General features: G+C 45.9%; 18 protein-coding genes. 17 read left to right on the forward strand and 1 reads right to left on the reverse strand.

Annotated elements, in window-relative coordinates; all coding sequences use genetic code 11:
- Window positions 1-9 precede the first annotated feature (9 nt).
- From K2Q26_02565 to K2Q26_02635, 15 genes are all read left to right on the forward strand, one after another.
- A complete protein-coding gene (locus K2Q26_02565) occupies window positions 10-840 on the forward strand; it encodes a hypothetical protein (GenBank protein MBY0314374.1) in 831 nt (276 codons plus the stop codon).
- Between the two features lie 5 nt (window positions 841-845).
- Window positions 846-2,828 carry a primosomal protein N' gene (priA, locus tag K2Q26_02570; GenBank protein MBY0314375.1) on the forward strand — a complete coding sequence of 661 codons (1,983 nt, stop codon included), beginning with the start codon at window positions 846-848 and terminating at the stop codon, window positions 2,826-2,828.
- A gap of 173 nt (window positions 2,829-3,001) precedes the next feature.
- Entirely contained in the window at window positions 3,002-3,787 is a 786-nt protein-coding gene (locus K2Q26_02575) for a hypothetical protein (GenBank protein ID MBY0314376.1), read from the forward strand.
- Window positions 3,788-3,806: 19 nt separating this feature from the next.
- Window positions 3,807-4,886, forward strand: coding sequence for a hypothetical protein (locus K2Q26_02580; GenBank protein ID MBY0314377.1), 1,080 nt, complete (start codon window positions 3,807-3,809; stop codon window positions 4,884-4,886).
- 190 nt (window positions 4,887-5,076) lie between these two features.
- A complete protein-coding gene (gene rpsB, locus K2Q26_02585; protein ID MBY0314378.1) occupies window positions 5,077-6,027 on the forward strand; it encodes a 30S ribosomal protein S2 in 951 nt (316 codons plus the stop codon).
- Between the two features lie 19 nt (window positions 6,028-6,046).
- Window positions 6,047-6,697, forward strand: a complete 651-nt coding sequence (gene tsf / locus K2Q26_02590) for a translation elongation factor Ts (GenBank protein MBY0314379.1) — start codon at window positions 6,047-6,049, stop codon at window positions 6,695-6,697.
- A 12-nt stretch (window positions 6,698-6,709) separates the two neighbouring features.
- Window positions 6,710-7,423, forward strand: coding sequence for a UMP kinase (gene pyrH / locus K2Q26_02595; GenBank protein MBY0314380.1), 714 nt, complete (start codon window positions 6,710-6,712; stop codon window positions 7,421-7,423).
- A 23-nt stretch (window positions 7,424-7,446) separates the two neighbouring features.
- Window positions 7,447-8,010, forward strand: a complete 564-nt coding sequence (gene frr, locus K2Q26_02600) for a ribosome recycling factor (GenBank protein MBY0314381.1) — start codon at window positions 7,447-7,449, stop codon at window positions 8,008-8,010.
- Window positions 8,007-8,759 carry an isoprenyl transferase gene (locus tag K2Q26_02605; GenBank protein MBY0314382.1) on the forward strand — a complete coding sequence of 251 codons (753 nt, stop codon included), beginning with the start codon at window positions 8,007-8,009 and terminating at the stop codon, window positions 8,757-8,759. Before frr ends, K2Q26_02605 begins: the two co-directional genes overlap by 4 nt.
- Window position 8,760: 1 nt before the next feature.
- Complete coding sequence (locus K2Q26_02610) at window positions 8,761-9,564, forward strand: phosphatidate cytidylyltransferase (protein MBY0314383.1); 804 nt, start codon at window positions 8,761-8,763, stop codon at window positions 9,562-9,564.
- A 61-nt stretch (window positions 9,565-9,625) separates the two neighbouring features.
- Window positions 9,626-11,305, forward strand: coding sequence for an RIP metalloprotease RseP (gene rseP / locus K2Q26_02615; protein ID MBY0314384.1), 1,680 nt, complete (start codon window positions 9,626-9,628; stop codon window positions 11,303-11,305).
- On the forward strand, window positions 11,306-12,031 hold the full coding sequence (gene tsaB, locus K2Q26_02620; GenBank protein MBY0314385.1) for a tRNA (adenosine(37)-N6)-threonylcarbamoyltransferase complex dimerization subunit type 1 TsaB: 726 nt from the start codon (window positions 11,306-11,308) through the stop codon (window positions 12,029-12,031).
- A gap of 162 nt (window positions 12,032-12,193) precedes the next feature.
- Window positions 12,194-12,883, forward strand: a complete 690-nt coding sequence (locus K2Q26_02625; protein MBY0314386.1) for a helix-turn-helix domain-containing protein — start codon at window positions 12,194-12,196, stop codon at window positions 12,881-12,883.
- On the forward strand, window positions 12,870-13,847 hold the full coding sequence (locus tag K2Q26_02630) for an RluA family pseudouridine synthase (GenBank protein ID MBY0314387.1): 978 nt from the start codon (window positions 12,870-12,872) through the stop codon (window positions 13,845-13,847). The genes K2Q26_02625 and K2Q26_02630 overlap by 14 nt, the downstream gene beginning before the upstream one ends.
- The gene (locus K2Q26_02635; GenBank protein ID MBY0314388.1) at window positions 13,844-14,602 is read left to right on the forward strand and encodes a polyphenol oxidase family protein; all 759 of its coding nucleotides are present in this window, start codon (window positions 13,844-13,846) and stop codon (window positions 14,600-14,602) included. Before K2Q26_02630 ends, K2Q26_02635 begins: the two co-directional genes overlap by 4 nt.
- Here K2Q26_02635 and K2Q26_02640 read toward each other — a convergent pair.
- Window positions 14,577-15,191 (reverse strand): hypothetical protein, encoded by a 615-nt coding sequence (locus K2Q26_02640; GenBank protein MBY0314389.1) that lies wholly within the window; start codon window positions 15,189-15,191, stop codon window positions 14,577-14,579. The genes K2Q26_02635 and K2Q26_02640 overlap by 26 nt on opposite strands.
- Before the next feature lie 229 nt (window positions 15,192-15,420).
- Between K2Q26_02640 and K2Q26_02645 the strand changes: the two genes are divergently transcribed.
- Both K2Q26_02645 and K2Q26_02650 read left to right on the forward strand, forming a co-directional pair.
- The gene (locus K2Q26_02645) at window positions 15,421-18,465 is read left to right on the forward strand and encodes a hypothetical protein (protein ID MBY0314390.1); all 3,045 of its coding nucleotides are present in this window, start codon (window positions 15,421-15,423) and stop codon (window positions 18,463-18,465) included.
- Window positions 18,466-18,494: 29 nt separating this feature from the next.
- A complete protein-coding gene (locus tag K2Q26_02650; GenBank protein MBY0314391.1) occupies window positions 18,495-19,103 on the forward strand; it encodes a hypothetical protein in 609 nt (202 codons plus the stop codon).
- The last annotated feature ends 31 nt before the right edge of the window (window positions 19,104-19,134 follow it).

The raw sequence follows: 19,134 nt of genomic DNA on the forward strand, positions 1-19,134 counted from the left end.
GGGACTGTCGTGAAAATTTTAGCAAAATATTTTATAAGCACTCTGGTTTTGCTGACCACAGTCAGCGCTTTGGCCTACACTCCAAAATTGATCACGATCCTTAATAAAATGGCCGTGAACAATGGCACCACTCAAGGGCTGATCATCAAACGTAAACTGGAGCTCAAAGATGAGAACATCTCTTGGCAGGAAGTGTGGACCGTGGCCCACGCAGATTTGATGAAGCTCGAGGTGAGCGGAACCAATCCCGATCAATCCACTTGGAACGTCGAAATTCTCTATAAAGACGGTAAACGCACGACCACTACTCTCGAGGGTACACCTAAAAGCTACCCGCTCAGCTCTGAATTTTTTGAACCTCTCTTCCATTTTAGAAGCAGCCGCGCTCTTGCAAGTAAACTCATCACTATGCAAGTTTTGCCCACTTGGGCCAGCGCTCAACTCTCCGAGCGCGATTCGTCTTCCGCTAAACAGCAGGACTTTATAACCTTGGATCGCCTCAAGGGAGCTATTGTTTATGCGATGGGCGCCAACAATTCTAACAATACTCAGCAGCCCCCGCGCTTATGGGTAGAGCAGGATAGCTTTTTGGTTCGAAAACTTCGCATGGGTTCACAAATCGAAATCGAATTTGAAAACTACAAAAATTATGATTCCGACAAAATAAAACAACCCGCCCTCCAAACTGTGTTTTGGAAGAATGCAACGATACTCATCGAGACCACATCGGTCGACGTCGTTCCCAGCGGGAAAATTGCCAGTGCCTTTAAAATACAAAAGCTGACGCCACGTTTGCCCGCCAATGAAAATATTAAAGAATTCTATTCACGTTTTCGCTAGGTTGTATTTTGCAGTACTGGAAAATTGCTGTTGAAGCGCACATTCATCGCCCGCTCACCTATTCGTCGCTATTGGCGAATCTTCAGCCCGGTATTTCTGTGTCTGTACCTTTGGGGAAGCGAACAGTCGCCGGCGTTATTCTCGAGACGGATCCTGCGCCCTCCAATGATTATCCCATAAAAGAGATCGTCGAAGTCAGTTCCGAACGACCTGCACTGTCCAGCGAACAGGTCAGTTGGGCCAAGTGGTTGTCCAATTATTACCATCATCCTATCGGCGAAGTGATAAATCTCTTTTTCCCGCCGCTTTCAAAAAAGGGGCGCTCCGCACCTCGGAGTCTCTTTTCAACTCCCGATGAATTGCAATCGGTCATTCTGAGTGAGGAACAAAAGGCTGTTTACGATTCTCTCAAAACAGAAGAAAGTTTTTCAACTCATCTTCTCTGGGGAGTCACAGGGTCTGGAAAAACCGAGATCTATATTGATCTGATTCGCGAGCGTCTTAAAAAAGACGAAGCCACTATCGTACTTCTGCCAGAGATCGCGCTCACACCTCAACTCGTCGCTCGATTTCGCGAAAAGCTCGGAGATACGGTGGCGGTGATTCATTCGGAATTGACCGATCGCGAACGCACCGATCAATGGTGGTCCATGGTCGATGGACAGCGTAAGGTGGTGATCGGTGCACGCTCTGCTCTTTTTTGTCCCGTGCCGAAGTTGGGACTCATTGTGGTGGATGAGGAGCACGAGTCGAGCTTTAAGCAAGACGAGAAGTTAAAATACCATGCCCGCGACGCCGCGATCATGCGCGCGCAGTTTGAAAACTGCCCTATTCTTCTAGGGACAGCGACACCCAGTTTAGAATCTTGGAAAAATGTAGTGGATGGAAAATTTAAACTGCACAAACTTCTTCGTCGTGCAAAATCCGAGGAACTTCCCGAGATCGAGGTGGTTGATCTCACAAAAAAGCCCGAATTCCCCAATCCAATACTCCCTTTTTGGCTTTCCGAAGAATTATTCAATGCGCTCACCGAAAACTATCAGCGCGGCAATCAGTCGGCGTTATTTTTAAATCGTCGCGGCATTGCCCAGACTGTTCTTTGCTCCAGCTGCGGATTTATTTATAAATGCCCCAACTGCGAAATCTCTCTCACGCTCCATGGAAAATCTCATTTAGTTTGCCACTACTGTGATTATTCGCAAACGATGTCGACGACATGCCCGGACTGTAAAGACGATAAAATCAAGCCGCTCGGGATGGGAACCGAACAAGTTGAGGAAGATCTTAAAAAACTTTTCCCTTCGGCGCGGGTGCTGCGGGTGGATCGCGATGAGATTGATTCACGCGCCAAACTCGATGAGTTCGTTGAAAAAATGCAAAACCTCGAAGTGGATTTTTTAGTAGGAACTCAGATGATCGCGAAGGGGCTCGATTTTCAGAAACTAACACTCGTCGGAATTGTTCTCGCAGACATTGGCTTTAATATTCCTGACTTTCGCGCCGGAGAAAAGAGCTTTCAACTCCTCACACAGGTGAGCGGTCGCTCCGGGCGACATGAACCCGGCCGAGTCCTCATCCAGACCTATCGGCCGGACCATCCCAGCCTCGTGCACGCCATGAAGTACCAGACCGAAGATTTTCTAAATCAAGAGTTAGTGCAGCGTCAGGAACTGTCTTATCCTCCCTATACGCGAATGGCCTGCTTGCGTTTGTCGGGCCTAGACCAGAAGAAAGTGCTCAACGCCAGTCGTGAGATCGCTAAAATTTTGCGCGAGATTCAGCAACAACAACCACAGTACCAACTGCACATTTTAGGACCAGCCCCCGCCCCTTTGCTAAAAATTCGAAATAAATTTCGATACCAGATTCTACTGAAGTCCGAGTCCTTTAAAGATCTCCACGCTTTTACTCAATACGTAATGAATCTGGAGAAAAAATACTCCGGAGTCAAAATCCTCATCGACGTCGACCCCCACAACCTCCTGTAGGTACCCGGTACCTTTTGCGGAAGCGACGTGTAAAAATCCAGACCTGTTTTTTATACATCGCATCCGCAAAAGGTACCTGGTACCCTTGAGAGATGCCGTCGTATCAACAGACCGTCGAACACTGCCCGCAATGTGGAAACAGCACCTCGCTGCTCCATCCGATCGATAGCGGTATGAAATTACGTCTCGCGAAGGAAAATATCGACGTGCAGTTTGATTCCATCTGCACCAGTTGCTTCAAATCACTTTCGAAAACCGTGTCCAACGCGTCCTACTTGCAGGCCGAAAAACAAATTCAAGAAAACTTTAAGAAAAATCTTTGGAAAGCTCGCTTATCTCTTTTTCGACAGGCCCGAAACTCAATGTCGCTGCACCAGCACGCGGATGCCGCGGCCAACTACGAAAAATATTTAAAAACATTGGAATACGTGTACGAGAAAAAACGAGCCGAACTCTCTCCGGGAATGTTCAAAGACAAACCTCGCGAAGTCACACTTGTCGCTAGTGCACTCTGGGCCCTCGTCGAAATCTACGATCTTCATCCTAACTACTACGGACGTCAGGAGGAAGCCGCTCATAAACTTGGCGAGTTCATCAGCTACACCAACCTTTTCACATCCGTCGTGAAGATGGCCCATTTCAAAAGTAAACATGCTAAAAATCCAAGGGCCTTTAAGATATTTCTCAAATCAGCCAATGTGGATAGCTCCCAATGTTTTATTGCCTCAGCCGCCTATCCCGATCGCAATGATCCGACGGTCAAAGTACTCCGACAGTTCCGCGCACAAGTGTTAAAAAAATCGGTCCCGGGTCGAATTTTTATTGCCACTTATTACCGCTACTCTCCGGCCTTGGCCTTTCGACTCAAATATTCGCCCATGGCCAAATTCGTACTCAGAGCTGTTTTGCCGCCAATCGCTGCGTGTCTAAAACGACTTTTCAATTTGCAAGATCGCTAAAGAATTTTACAGTACAGGCATGAAGAAATCCTACGATGCATTGATTATCGGCACTTCGCCCGCCGCGCTTTTGACCGCTTTTGACCTTCAACAGCAAGGGAAATCCTGCGCCGTCGTGGACGCCAATGACTTTCTGGGAGGTGTGTTCCGTCCTTTAATTTTTGGCGAACACACTCTGTCCTCGCATCTTGAATTCATCGCCGGTGAGACCCAAGATTTTATGGGCCTACTCACCGCACTTGTCCCCGAAGCTCAACTGAAAACCGAAGACATCGGTCCCATTACTTTTCAAAACGGACAAGTTCAGCCTTTCCTTGGATTTGGCGAAACATCTTTTGATGCTATTGACGAAGGGGTGCACTTAACGAGCCCTACACGTGACGTGCTCAACATCACCACCGCTGATATTATCTCGGCCTTCCAACAACGTTTTCTCGGAGACATCCTTCTCAAATCTCAAGTGACACGTATCGATTTTGTCGACGGCGTTGTTAAAGTTCAGCTCAATATTGCGGACACCATCACTTGCCAGAATCTCTATTTCTTCGAAAATCCACTATGGCTCTCCGAACTCCTCCAAAAAGGCCAACACTCCACTCCAAAGTCGGCCATCCAAAAGTTAGGAAAAACCAATCTCTGGACCGCAGTCACTCTAACCTATATTCATAAACATCCCCTCACAGAAACTCATGCCATGCATGTGCTGAGCGGAGCCAAAGAGCAGATGTGCTTCGGTCGTTTTTCAGTAGAAAAAGGCCAGCCCATGTCGCACTGGCTGAGCTTTGCCAACGGAGAAATCGGCGCTGAGAGCGAAGCCCTCGGAGGGATTTTGCGGGAAATGAAACACCAGATAAAGCGCATGTATCCCAACTTCAAAGAGAGTGTCGAGAAGGAGTTCATTTCCGTCTCGGCAAATGCTTATGGAAAGATCCAAAGCGGAATTCTCGATGAACGCCACCAACTTCCCAAAACCCCTCAACTCCTTTTGGGAGGCCGTTTCTATAGCCAAAGCCACGGATTATCTGGGGATTTTTCAACGATGAACTTTAATCCTCCCCCCAACGTTGTTGAGCTTACGGAGATGCCAGCAACGATTTAGTTGCGAAGCGTTAAGGTCTTTAATTATCTACATTTAAATTCATTTGCTCAGGTGCTTTTAGGTGTGTTACCACCGTTTCTGCTCATAAATTGATTAATTTTTTATGAGTAAAACTATAACTCACTTCTCGGGCTCCACTGGTCCGCAAATTTTGCGGCATCCGAGAAGGCGGTTTAACCAGAAGGAGAACATTATGAGTCTTACCATGAAGTCCATGCTGGATGCGGGAGTGCATTTCGGCCATCAAAAAGAACGTTGGAATCCACAAATGAAGCCTTACGTGTACACATCACGCGGCGGGATCCACATTATCGATCTACAAAAAACTTTAATTAAAGCGAAAGAAGCTTGTGCTTACGTTGAGAAAATGGCGGCAGAAGGTCATCGCATGATTTTTGTAGCTACAAAAAAACAAGCGGAAGAAACTGTTCAGGCGGCAGCCACTCGTTGTGGACAATACTACGTCACAAAACGTTGGCTCGGTGGAACACTCACCAACTTCATCACCATCAAAGCGAGCATTGATCGTCTCAAAAAGATCGATCAGATGCGTGAAAAAGGTGAACTTGAACTCTTCTCTAAAAAAGAGCGTTCAAGCATGGAAAAAGAATACGCTCGTCTCAATGAATACATGCAAGGTATCCGCGAGATGAAAGAAGCTCCGGCAATGCTTTTCGTTGTCGATATCAACAAAGAACACATCGCGGTTCTCGAAGCTCGTAAGTTAGGTCTAAAAGTGATTGGTATGTGTGATACCAACTCTAACCCTAACCTTATCGACTACCCAATTCCTGCAAACGACGATGCGATTCGCTCGATCAAGCTTTTCAGTGAAATGGTCGCCGATGCTTATCTCGAAGGCGCGAAGAAGTACGAGCAGAAAATCCGCACTCAAACGGATAAGAGATCTGACGTCGAAAAAGAACAAAAAGAAATGAAAGACGCAGGCAAAGGCCGCGCACCTAAAAAAGGTGCTGCCGCTCCGGCGGCTCCAGCTCCTGAAAAAGCTGCTGGTCCTAACGTCGTTAAAGCCAGCAAAGGTCGTAAACTTGTTGCTGCCGGCTTAGCAGAAGAAGTGGAAATCATGGCAGAAGTTGAGCAAGAAGCTTCTCAGCCTAAAGACGACGAAACAGCAGAATAATTACTAAGGAGACTGGAACATGACTGTGACTGCACAAATGGTACGAGAACTCCGCGACAGAACTAGCGCTGGAATGCTCGACTGCAAGAAAGCTTTAGAAGAAAATGGTGGCGACTTTGATAAATCCATCGATTGGCTTCGCCAAAAAGGGTTGAGCAAAGCTGCGAAAAAAGCCGGCCGCGTCGCTGCGGAAGGCCTTGTGACTGCTTACATCCATGGAGAAGGCCGTATCGGTGTTCTCCTCGAAGTGAATTCAGAAACAGACTTCGTTTCTAAGAACGAAGACTTTAAAAAACTCACTCGCGATTTAGCGATGCACATTGCCGCTGCAAACCCACTTTCGGTTTCGGAAGCGGACATCGGCGCCGACATCGTTGAAAAAGAGCGTGCGGTTCTCCGCGCAACCAATTTAGAGGCTGGCAAAAAACCAGAAATGGTTGATAAAATCGTGGATGGTCAGATCAAGAAGTGGCTCTCTGAGAGCTGCCTCCTCAGTCAGAAATTCATTATGAATCCTGACATTACTGTAAATGATCACCTCCAAGGTATTATAGCGACCATCGGAGAAAACATCGTTGTCCGCCGCTTTGTTCGTTACGAACTTGGCGAAGGTATCGAGAAGAAGTCCGAAAACTTTGCGGACGAAGTTGCAGCTCAATTGAAACAATAAGGAGATTGAGCTTTGAGTTCACTCAAGTACAAACGCGTTTTACTTAAACTCAGTGGCGAAGCTCTTGCGGGACAGCAGGGCTTCGGTATCCACTTACCGACCATTCAACAAATTGCAAAAGACGTCGCTGACGCTCACAATGCGGGTGCCGAACTCGGCCTCGTGATTGGCGGCGGCAATATCTTCCGCGGTGTTGCTGCATCGGCCAGTGGTATGGACCGAACAAGCTCCGATTACATGGGCATGCTCGCGACCTGCATCAACGCGCTGGCGCTTCAGGATGCTTTGGAAAAGTTGGGGATTCAAACGCGCGTTCAATCCGCAATTAAGATGGAACAGATTTCTGAGCCCTACATTCGCCGAAAAGCCGTGCGCCATTTGGAAAAACGTCGCGTGGTTATTTTTGCGGCCGGTACGGGAAATCCGTTCTTTACGACAGACACTGCGGCCGCACTTCGCGGTATGGAGATTAATGCGGAGGTTCTGATCAAAGCCACAAATGTGGATGGGACCTACGATAAAGATCCTAATAAGCATCCCGACGCTGTTAAGTACGGAACACTCACTCATCGTGATGCTCTCAACGAGGGACTTAAGGTGATGGATTCCACCGCGATTAGCTTGTGTATGGACAATAAACTTCCCATCATTACGTTTAAACTGATGGAACAAGGAAATATTTTAAAGGTGCTTCAAGGCCAAAAGGTCGGAACACTTATCACCTAATAGAATTGTGAAGGGGTCACAGCATGTTTGATATTAAAAATTTAAAAACCCAAGCCGAAAACAAAATGAAGAACGCTCTGACAGGGCTTTCTAATGAATTTAAAAAAATTCGCACAGGTCGCGCTCAGATTTCGATGCTCGACTCGGTTCGTGTTGATTACTACGGCAATCTCTCTCCTCTCAACCAAGTGGCTTCGATCACTTGCCCCGATGCTCGTAGCTTTTTAATCACTCCGTGGGAAGCCTCTGTACTAAAGGCTATCGAAAACGGGATCGTTAAGAGCGATATTGGTATGGCTCCCATTAACGATGGTAAGGGAATTCGTTTACGTCTTCCTGACCTTACTGAAGATCGCCGAAAAGCTTTGGTTAAAGATGCTAAAAAAGTGGTTGAAGACGCTAAAGTCGCAGTGCGCTTAGCTCGTCGAGATGCGAACGAAGAACTCAAAGTGGCTCTTAAAGATAAACTCATCAGCGAAGACCAAAACAAACAGTACCTCGACGAAATCCAAAAAGTCACAGATAAGTACACTGCCGACATCGATAAGGCAGCCGCTGAAAAAGAAAAAGAGATCATGACGGTATGAGCGATACTTTGTCTGCGAATACACCTCAGCATATTGCTATCATTATGGATGGCAACGGTCGGTGGGCACAAAACCGTGGCCACAACCGTTTTTTTGGACATATTCGCGGCACCAAAGTGGCTAAAAAAATCATTGAAGAATGTGCACGTCTAAAAATTTCACACCTGACTCTTTACGCTTTTAGCACCGAAAACTGGCATCGCCCCGAAGCTGAAGTGTCTTTCCTAATGACGTTGCTTTCGAAATATCTCAACAAAGAACGTCAAAACCTCATCGACTATAATGTTCAGTTTAATTGTATAGGTCAGCTCGATCGCCTTCCGGCGATCGCTCGACAGGAGATCATGAAGACGATCGCCGCTACTCAGAACAATACTGGACTGAAACTCTCCTTTGCATTGAGTTACGGTGGACGTCAGGAAATCGTCAATGCCGCAAAAGCTTTTGCGCGAGACGTGATCGAAAATCAAACTCAGGTGGATTCTTTGACCATCGACTCGTTCAATAAATATTTAAATACGTATCCTAATCCTGACCCAGATATGATCATTCGCACCAGCGGTGAATCTCGCCTATCTAACTTCCTACCCTGGCAGTCGGTGTATAGCGAAATTTATATCACTCCGACGCTTTGGCCCGATTTTACCATCAACGATCTCTACGCTGCCATTCGACATTACAGCACTCGCGAACGTCGTTTCGGCTTAGTCAAAGCGGCGGCTCCCGTCGTCGCGGCAAAAACCCTTTAGTATGCTCAATCGCTGGATCTCCGCCTTATGTGGACTCGCACTTTTGTTTAGCGTGCTCTACTTTTTTGGTCCTGTGGGTTTAGTGATTATCTCAAGCCTTATCGTTCTTGTTGCCGCCATTGAATACGCTGGGCTTTTTGACGCCACAAATGTTTGGCTCTGGATATTTCTTGGCTTCAACTCTTTTGTTTATACCACACAATTATTATTTCCCGCGTGGGCGCTGGCGGTTTTAGTTTTTTCTTTTGTTAATCTGGCAGCGTTTGGAATTTTACTTTTTAAAGATTTAACTCCTGAGCAAATTCTCGCAAAAATTCAATGGACTCTATGGGGCGTGGTCTACACAGGATTGTTCCCCGCTTTTGGCGTTGGGTTACTTCTCACACGAGGAGCTCATCCTCTCTTGTTTCTTCTCGTCACTGTGTTTGTCGGAGACACCGTCGCACTTTTCGCAGGAAAATATTTTGGAAACACCAAACTGTTCCCTAATATTTCGCCGAAGAAAACCATCGCCGGGGGCGTCGGCGGCCTCCTGGGTTCGGCTCTCTCTGGCGCAACTTACATTTATTGCGTCAAGCCCGATGCCAGTCTCCTCCTCGCTTTACTCCTCTCCCTTGGGCTGGGTTTCTTTGCACAATTCGGTGATTTTTTCGAATCCCTCATTAAACGTGTGTCGGGAAAAAAAGATACGAGCCAGCTTATGCCGGGCCACGGCGGGTTTTTGGACCGACTCGATGGCGTCTACTTCGCCTCAGCACTGCTTTATTTCTTTTTCACCGTTGCTGGTTCCCACTCACTTTTCTAGCCCCATCCGTCTCGTTAAAGGCCTCGACAATGACTTGCGATCGCACGTAAAATAGAGGTCTATGACACAACTCCTTTATTATCCGCAAATGATTATCTCTTTTATCGTTCCGATGATTGTACTTTTGGGCGTGTTGATTTTTATCCACGAACTCGGACATTTTCTCGTGGCGAAATATTTTAATGTGAAGGTAGAGACCTTTAGCCTCGGATTCGGTCCTAAAATTTGGAAATATGTTCGTGGAGAAACCACATATTGTATCTCGGCGATCCCTTTTGGTGGATACGTCAAAATGTTTGGGGACGAACTCGGGAAAGAAGTCGCCCCGGAAATGCAAAAGCGCTCCTTTCTCCACAAACCCATCTATCAGAAAATTCTGATCGCTCTTGCTGGTCCCATCATGAATTTGGGACTCGCCTTTTTACTCTTCGTCATCATTGGTCTCACCGGCGAGCGAGTTATAGCTCCCCAGCTGGGGGATATCTCCGAAAACACCGCCGCTCACTCTGCAGGTTTTCGTTCTGGAGATAAAATTTTAACCATCAACGACCAACCGATTGGTCGCTGGGAAGATGTCGACAATTTCATCGAAGGCAGTAATGCAAAGCCACTAACGTTTAAAGTCCAAAGAGAAAACTCCGACGAGCCGGTCACCGTTACGGCTACACCTACTGCTACCGAGAGCAAAAACCCATTTAGATTAGGTGACACAGTGGGCGACATTGAAGGGTTTGAGTTCATCTCTAATTCTTCTTTGATCGCAGTTTCGGACCCGGCTTCAATCTTCGGTCAATTGGGATTTCAAACTGGCGATCGTATAGTTACAATAAACAATTTCGAAGTGAATACGTTCAGAAACGTCGAAGACGTTCTGCTCAATGAGAGTTCGGATAAAGAAATAGTATTTAAAATTGAACGCTACGGAACCAAACCGGACACAAAGCCTGAACCCGTCACAATCACTTGGGACTTGGCCAAAATTCCGTTTCCAGATTCTCCGAAGAAGCTCGGCTTCTTGCCTCCAGAAACTTTTATCGGAAATGTCTCCGAGGATTCTCCCGCAAAAACTATTGGCATCCAAGTTAATGATCGGATCGTGAGAATTAACGGCACTCCAATTCAGTACTTCAACGACATCGTCAAAGTGGTGAGTTCCTACAAGGAGACGGATCCAGAACTCAGTGTCGAAATCGTTCGTAATGGTGAAACAAAGTCTTTTTCTCTTCGCCCTAAGATGACGGAAATCAAATCCGACATCGGTTTACCAGAAAAACGTTTTGCCATGGGAATTGTTCCTCTAAAATCACCTTACGTTGAATATGCGACATGGCACGCAGACTCGTTGGGTGGCGCTTTGGGTTGGGGAGCTAAAAAAACGTGGCAGTGGACTCATGCGACGATCATGAGTTTTGTTTTGTTAGCTCAAAATAAAGTTTCACCAAAAAATTTAGGTGGCTTTATTTCAATCGGTCAAATGGCCCAGAAGAGTTGGGAAATGGGACTCGATGCGTTTTTAAGAATTATGGCGATCATTTCTCTCAACTTATTTATTCTTAATTTGCTTCCGATTCCTGTTCTAGATGGGGGACACATCCTGGTCTTCTCGATCGAAGCCATCAAAGGGGCTCCGTTAAGTTTAAAGAAGCTCGAGGTCGCCCAGCAAATTGGAGCACTGTTGCTGCTGTCCCTTTTGGCGTTCTCGTTATTTAACGATGTGTCTCGATTATTCGGAGCCTCGTAAGTGCTTTCGCTGGCTATCAACACTAGCAGTACCAAAGGCTCGTTGGCTCTTTTCGAAAACAAAAAACTTTTGCGCGGGACGGAGTGGGAAAAAGATCAGGAGAAAAATCTTTCCCACAGTGAACTAGCAACACCCGCCTTAGAAGCATTTTTTTTTAATCATCATTCTCTTAACGACCTCGACCTCCTCATTTGCGGGAAAGGTCCAGGGAGTTTTACGGGTATCCGTGTCGGTCTGAGCGTTATCAAAAGTCTCGCATATATCAGGAACTTACCTATCATTGCGCCGGATGACTGTTTTAATATCGCGATCAATAGCCTGGATCATGACAACTCACTCCCCATCGCCGTAATCATCGATGCGCAAAAAAACTCCGTCTTCTGTGCCACCTACGAATGGAAACAGAATCGCTTAGTCCTCACTCAAGAACCCACACTGGTCTCTCTCTCAGATCTAGAAAAACACCTGACCGCCCCACAGTACCTTTGTCTAGGTGATGGTTATCTTCACTACGCTCCTTACTTTTCCGAAGAAACAAAATCGAAGCTGAGTAGAAATCAGGAGATCGCCGACCACCCCTCCGCAAAAAACATGAGCGAATATCTCCTCAACAACCTCGATCAATTTCCAACACAAACCTGGAAAGACCTTCTCCCTCTCTATCTCAGAGCTTCCGCCGCCGAAGAAGTCCTCATTGCAAAACAAGCGGCCCCCAAACCCAAATAACTCCAAAGATCCTTCACTCTCACTCCGAATAGTTATCAAGTTTCTCAACACATCGATCTTACAGAATCATCTGAGTCAGCAGAGCTGACGCGATCTCATCTCTGCTGCTCCGCATCTATCTCCAAGGTTCCTGCCCTGTACTTTTTGCCCTATGATTAAAGAGTGGGTACAACAACAAGCGAACCAATCATCAACTTCTACGAAATTCTCGAAGTGAGCCCGAAGGCTTCACAACACGAGATTTATCAGTCTTATCAGAAGGTTAAAAAGACCTATTCGCTCAAAAACCCGGAGATCTTCGCCAATTTTACTCTCGAGGAAGTTCAGCAACTCACCTTTATGATCGAAGAAGCTTACGCGACGATCGGCAACCAAGTGATGCGTGAAATCTACGATGCAAAATTCCAGGAGGCCTTCCCGCCACCCGAACCTATCGAAATCGAAGACCCCGCTCCGGAACTTAAAACCGAAGCCGAAAGTGCAAAAGAGGCGCTGGTGGAAGCCGTCTTAGAAAAAACTGAAGAGATCGATCGCGAGGGGAAAGGATCTACTCCCCTCAGCACTTATGACATCGACGAAAACTTTGAAATCGTCATTTCGTCGCAAGATTTCTTCGATGGAATTTTCCTAGGAAAGATTCGAAAATATAAAAAAATCTCTATCGAAGATTTCAGTAAAAAAACATGCATTAATCAAAAGTATTTGTACGCGATTGAATCAAATAACTATGCCGCACTTCCTGTGCCGGTTTTCACTCGAGGATATATTTGCCAATATTGCAAACTTCTCGATCTCGATGTTGACAAAGTTGTATCATCGTTTATGAAACTCTTTGCCAATGGCCGAGAGTAAAAAATTTCTAATTAAGATTGATGAAAACCTAGCTGGTCAACGTGCGGATATCGCGCTGGCAAGTACTCAATTGGCGACGAGGTCCCAACTTCGTAAAATCTTTGTCGACAATAAAGTGACTCTCAATGCACAAAAGATAAAACCCTCCCATCTTCTGAAGGTGGGAGATCAAATCGAAGTCGAACTTCCAGAGATTCAGGAGCTTTCGCTTGAGCCTTATGATTTTCCTCTCGATATTGTTTACGAAGATGACGAAGTGATTGTGGTCAACAAACCTGCAGGTCTTGTCGTTCACCCTTCACATGGGCACTACAACGACACCTTGATCAACGCACTCATGGCTTACCAAAAGAAACTCTCAACGGGGTCAGAAGCTTTTCGCCCGGGACTTGTCCATCGCATCGATAAGGACACCAGCGGACTTTTAGTCTTGGCCAAAACCGAGAAGACACACAACAGCCTCGCTCGGCAATTTATCAAAAAAACGGTACACCGGGTTTATCTTGCCATTGTCTTTGGAAATCTTAAAGAGGCGGAAGGAACTATTCGCACAAATATCGTTCGGAGTGATAGCGATCGCAAAAAATTTATGGCCACCGAGGAATCCTTGGGGAAACATGCCATCACTCACTACAGAGTTTTACAACAGGCACCTCACTTTGCTTTTGTACAACTGAAGTTAGAGACGGGTCGCACTCATCAAATTCGCGTACATATGTCTCACATTGGTCATCCGATCGTTGGAGACGACACCTACAACGGAAAAAAGCGGGCCAATAATCTCGCCTCGCAAGAGCTCAAGAAACTAATTCTTTCAATGCCGCGATTCGCTCTTCACGCCAAAGAATTAGGCTTCACTCAACCCGTTAAGAATCAGCGCTTAGAGTTTAAATGCCCTTGGCCCAAAGATCTCACCGCTCTCTTTGATCTCTGTCATTTCCAACGGGATGAGACAATCCTATGATTCCTAATGAATTTTCGCATCTCGCGGAGATGTACTCCTGTGGTGACTTCCGCATTGGTTTTGGCCATCGCGATCTTGATTTGAGCCAGATTCAAAAAATCACCGGAAAACAAATTTGCTCACTCAAACAAGTTCATGGCGATCAGCTCGTGTACGCCTCACCGTCGCAGATTTCGGTCGCCGACGCTCATTGGTCGCAAGAGAAAGATCATCTGCTGATCATTAAAACGGCCGATTGCCAACCCATTCTTATGTTGGATTCAACCACCGGCGCTTTTGCGGCCATTCACGCGGGTTGGCGAGGAGTGGAACAAGAAGTCACGCTTAAAACCCTACGTCGATTGTCGTGGAATCCCAGTGGGATCTATGTTTTTGTAGGTCCCCATATTTTAATGCAAAGTTTCGAAGTTCAAGAAGATGTCGCTCGCTCGCTTCTTTCATCGAACTCCATACCTAATTCAATTTTCCAAATGCAAACAGACTTCTCCAATTTGTTCGAAGAGTTTCAATTGACGACCAAATATCAAGAATCTTTACTGATCCACAAGAAGAACGATAAATATCACATCAATTTGTATTTAATGACTTTGTGGCAACTTTTTCGTTTTGGAATACGCCCAGAACAGGTCAAATTATTAGAGAGAAATACGATGACCGATGATCGGTATTGGTCCTACCGTCGCGACAAGAATAAAGAACGTCGTGACGGCGGTCTTAGAAATTACAGCTTTATTTATTACAGCTCGCAGCCATAGCGTTCACAACGCCATCCGCTAAGCTTTTCAATTGATTGTAGAGGGCGTCGCCGGTCGAAGTATATTCAAATTGACAGCCCAACTCAGAACGGAGTTGGTTTTCGTCATAAAGAAGTTCTCCGGTCGCCCCATCAACGATAGTGATATAAGTCGTACGAGCTTGCGACGAACATGTGGCCGTATGATTAATCGCGACGTTCGCCGTTAATTCTTCCACAACTTTTAGTGGCTTCATCGAAGCAAGAATTGAGCTGTTGTTATAGCTTCCCGAGCATTGTGTGAGACGTTTGCCCGAAGCATCCTGTAAAAATTGAACGGTCGTTACACCTTGCGTACTTGTGTGAGTCACTTCGCCATTAAATTTAAAGACATAATTTAAAGTTGGATTCGATGAATGAACCGATTTAAAAACCACATCAAACCGAGGACAATTGAGCGGGTCATCCGAAGGATCTCCAAGATCTACATCAAGGCCAATGTCATCGGAAGGTAGACCGCTCGCTCCGTTCGCCGAAAAGCCCTTTTCTCCGCAATTCTGAAACGCCACCATTATTGCTAGGCTGGTTAAAATATAAAAAAAGAGCTTCATAGTATTCCCCCAAAAAGATTCTCTATCTTCGGTATGAGCAAGCGGAGTGCCAGCGCTCATTCCCTATCTCCGTTTAATTCGAGGAAAATAGCCGTCTAAAGTTTAGACAGCTGATAAACCTTGTGTGTCATCCTGAGTCTCCGCCAATGACCCAAAAGCATTGGTACCTTTTCTGCAGTATTTCCCGCGTATGATGTTGAAATGCAGATCCTTCTATTTGAGCGTGCTTGTGTGCCTATTATTTTCATTGTTGGCTATTAATTTTTCGCACGCTCAAAGTAATCCCATCGGTGAACCTCAACAGCTCGAATTTGATTTTGGACAAGGCCCCGAAAAACTGGGAACACCAGAAACACAAGGCTCTATCGACATTCCTATCACCGCGGCAGGACTAGAGTTTGTGCCCACATCCTCACCTGGAGTGATGCGAAAGATTTCCGACGGAAAAAACTATCTAATGATTCCCGACAAAGAAACAGGCTCTCATCGGCCAGTTCTTTTAGAAACCGCAACGGCCGAAGACATCCGGGCTGTATATATCCAGAATGATAATCTCCGAACTATTTTAAAAAATGCCGTTCGAATATTTCCAGCGGATCTTATTCAGTTCTCCGGGGCTCAAGTCATTATTCAGATGACGGCTTGTTTTGGCTCGGGTTTAGCGGGGCTTGAGGCTTCCGATCCCGTTTGTGTTGATAATTTGATAAAAACACTCACCGATCCTGCCGGAATCGTCGGATTCTTTGGATTCGTCGTCGCCAATCGAATCAGTTCAAAATATTTAAATAACGCCTTAGTTTCTTTTTATACTCTCGCAGGACAACAACGCCTTACGCCTTCGCACATGCGAACTTTAAGACCTCTTGTCGGTTATATCGGAATGGCTTTTGGTTCCGCAGCGTCTCAAGTGATTTCGCACATTGCGAACCTTCCCACGGCAGGAAAGTGTTTGGGCTCTTTGTCGCGTGGGGAGTTGCCAGACTCTCAGCATTGCAAAGACATGATCGAACACTTTGCCAGCGCTGATCGTTTTTGGAATGATTTCGCTGCAGGCTTACCGGCATTGATTGGATCTGCGATCGTCGCCACAGCCACGCAAAGATCCGTAGACCGCTTCACCACATTGTTCGTGTCCCAAGGACTCGATCAAAAAATTAGAACTGAAGGACTCGGTGCAGCCTTAAGAAGCACAGATATCAAAAGTCTAAAAATATTGCCGAATCTAGTGAGAATCGGAGCGCGCTGGGGAAGTGTGGTTGTTATCAGTCATCCCATGGGGCACATGGTGCTTTTCCTCGCTTGGGAGCATGTCTTTAGAGCTCCCTCATTTCGATGGTCTTATCACGCTTGGGATAAGGGGAATATCCGTACAGCCATAGCGAATTACATGAAGTCTGCGGCCTACATCAAAAATAATGGGCTCACTCGTGCCCGCACTCAACAAAATTGCCAGCTGGTGCCTAAAGATATCGGCGAGGCTATTGGGTACAATGCCATGGGGGACTTTCCTTTGGAAATGGTGGAGCGCTGCGAACGCGAACAACCCCTGGCCATGGCACTCGCTCAACTTTTAAAACATGGAAATCGGTATCGTCAGAAAGTCGTCATCAGCGATCTCGAAACTTATGCCACCAATTACCGGGCCAAATGGCAAGCCCATATTCAATCTTACATCATCGGAAAAGATATCCTTCACAAGTCGTTTGCAAGTCGAGAAAAACTGCTGAAGGACGGTAAATCTCCGCAAGTTTCCAATCCATTTTTACTTTACATTTTAAATCGCGCTTGGCAGGCGGCAATTCCAGTCATGCCCACTGATATCAAACTCAATCAAATCTTAGCGCGTTCTGAAAAGTTTAATCTTAATAAAAAGTTTCGGGATTTAGACCAGAGCATTACTTACAATCGTGAAAACGAAGTGGAAATGGTAGATATTCTCAAGGATCTGAGGGATCACGCCGCAAAAACCTACGGCCACATTACCCGTATACCGACTTACTCTTATCATCCTCTCACGAAGCGCGTTCTTATGCTAACGCTACAAATGCCTCAAGATTTGACCAACCGAATCGGTCATAGCGAAGTGGCAGATCTCCTAATGAATACCGCCACACTTGAATCGATGAATCAAAATCAAGTCGCGCGGCGAATTCTTTCGCAAATGATTTGCGGAACCGACAAAAAAGTGACCGCCACGAATACTAATATACTTTCGGGTTCGGGCAGTGAACTCCGCTTCCCTAATATATTAGCTCAAGCAGATCCTGCTCTCACACAAGCCTGTTCGACCTATGGAACTTACGCCATTCCGTTCCCGTACTATATCGACGACAAGGACAACTCACCGGTGTTCCGCATTCTTCGCTTTTTGCCGACGACCACCGGCTACTATGTGGATCCGCTCATGCTTTTAGCAGACCCTCAAATCCCATTGGCTGTTGGCTCTCATCAAGATCAGGTCAACGCCTGGTGGAAAACTCACGTTGATAAAGAAGTGATTCAATTCTACGGAAATTTTATTAAAGCGTATCAACGAATGATCCGCGAAAATTTAATGACAAAGGTGGACACCTCTCCCGCCTCTGAACTGCTTAAAAAATCTTGGCCGTTTAATCAACCTGCAGAGTGGTTTAGGAAGATGACCAACATCACTCACAGCTGGAATCCATTGCATTATCTGTCCAGTCGATGGACGGTCCCCCTCAATCAATCTCTGATTGGCGAAATGCAAGTTGTTCTGGAAGGTGCGAAACTGATCTTTATGAGTCAGCCCACAGCTCAACGACAGGAAAACGAGCTCGTCCTCGAGACCATCAAAGGAATCGAACTCGAGTTTGCGCAGCACACACGTTTACTCAAGATGGATTTCGACTCTTCAAAGGTTGACACCCAAATCGAGTCGGCTCTGAACGAACTCACGAGCAAAGGTGATATCTCGTTAAGGAATCTATCAGCCAACCTAACCACATCCGTATTTGGACAAGCCAGAACTCATATGACTGAACGATCTGTGGCTCTCCGAGAAAAAATCAATGTTCTCAGTGCAATTTGGCTTGGTAAGCGTTTCGAGCGTTTTAACAATGCCGCCGACAAAGCAAAGTACTTAGAGGCGACTCCGGAGAAGGTTTCTGCCTTTACCGACGAGGAATATAAAATTTATACCGGACTACTAATAATTTCACACTTAATGAACCTTCTTGAAGAAGTGAATGGCTATTATTACAACTACATTTATTTAAATGAACTTTATAAATTCGATAAAGATAATCAATAGATAAGGAATAGAACTTTTTAGGAGATCCTATGAAAATACTAGTACTCGCATTATCCATCTTGGCAATAAACATGACTGCAAATGCAGCTCCTGGCCGTAACGATCGTCCAGAAACAAATCCTCGCGTGGTTGAAGCGGGAAGAGGCTTACGTTCCACCCTTAAAGGTTTAGGCATCAACGAGAAACTTGCCGAAAAACTAGAGAAGTCCGGCCTCATCGAGCCTATGAAGACTCTTGCGAAAGTTCTCGATGCCAATAAAAAAACAATTCAAGAAAAAGCAGAAATCCGCGATATCGTTGAGCGCTCTTTAAATCTTGCTGAATTATCTGTGATCAAAACTTCAGTAGAAGCCGAAGGAAGCCAAATTAGTAATTCTGGAAGACAACTTGTTGAAGCGTCTCAAACAATGATGGTGAACGTTTTAAAAATGGTGGTCGAAGATGCTGCGAAAGCGACAGAGTCTAAAGTCGACCTCGATAAAGTAAAAAGCGCCATAGATATCCTCTCCCGCGTGAGCGAATTAGAGCTTAAAGACGAGACTTTAGCGAAACTGAAAGTCGATGAACTTACAAAAGTCCTAGGAATCGACAACTTAGCTAAACTTATCGAGTGGTGTAAGCAGCAGCTTGCCATGTAAGCTCTCGGCTTACTTTACGCCGCTTGCTATC

The sequence above is a fragment of the Bdellovibrionales bacterium genome (genome assembly GCA_019750295.1).
Lineage (GTDB): Bacteria > Bdellovibrionota > Bdellovibrionia > Bdellovibrionales > JAGQZY01 > JAIEOS01.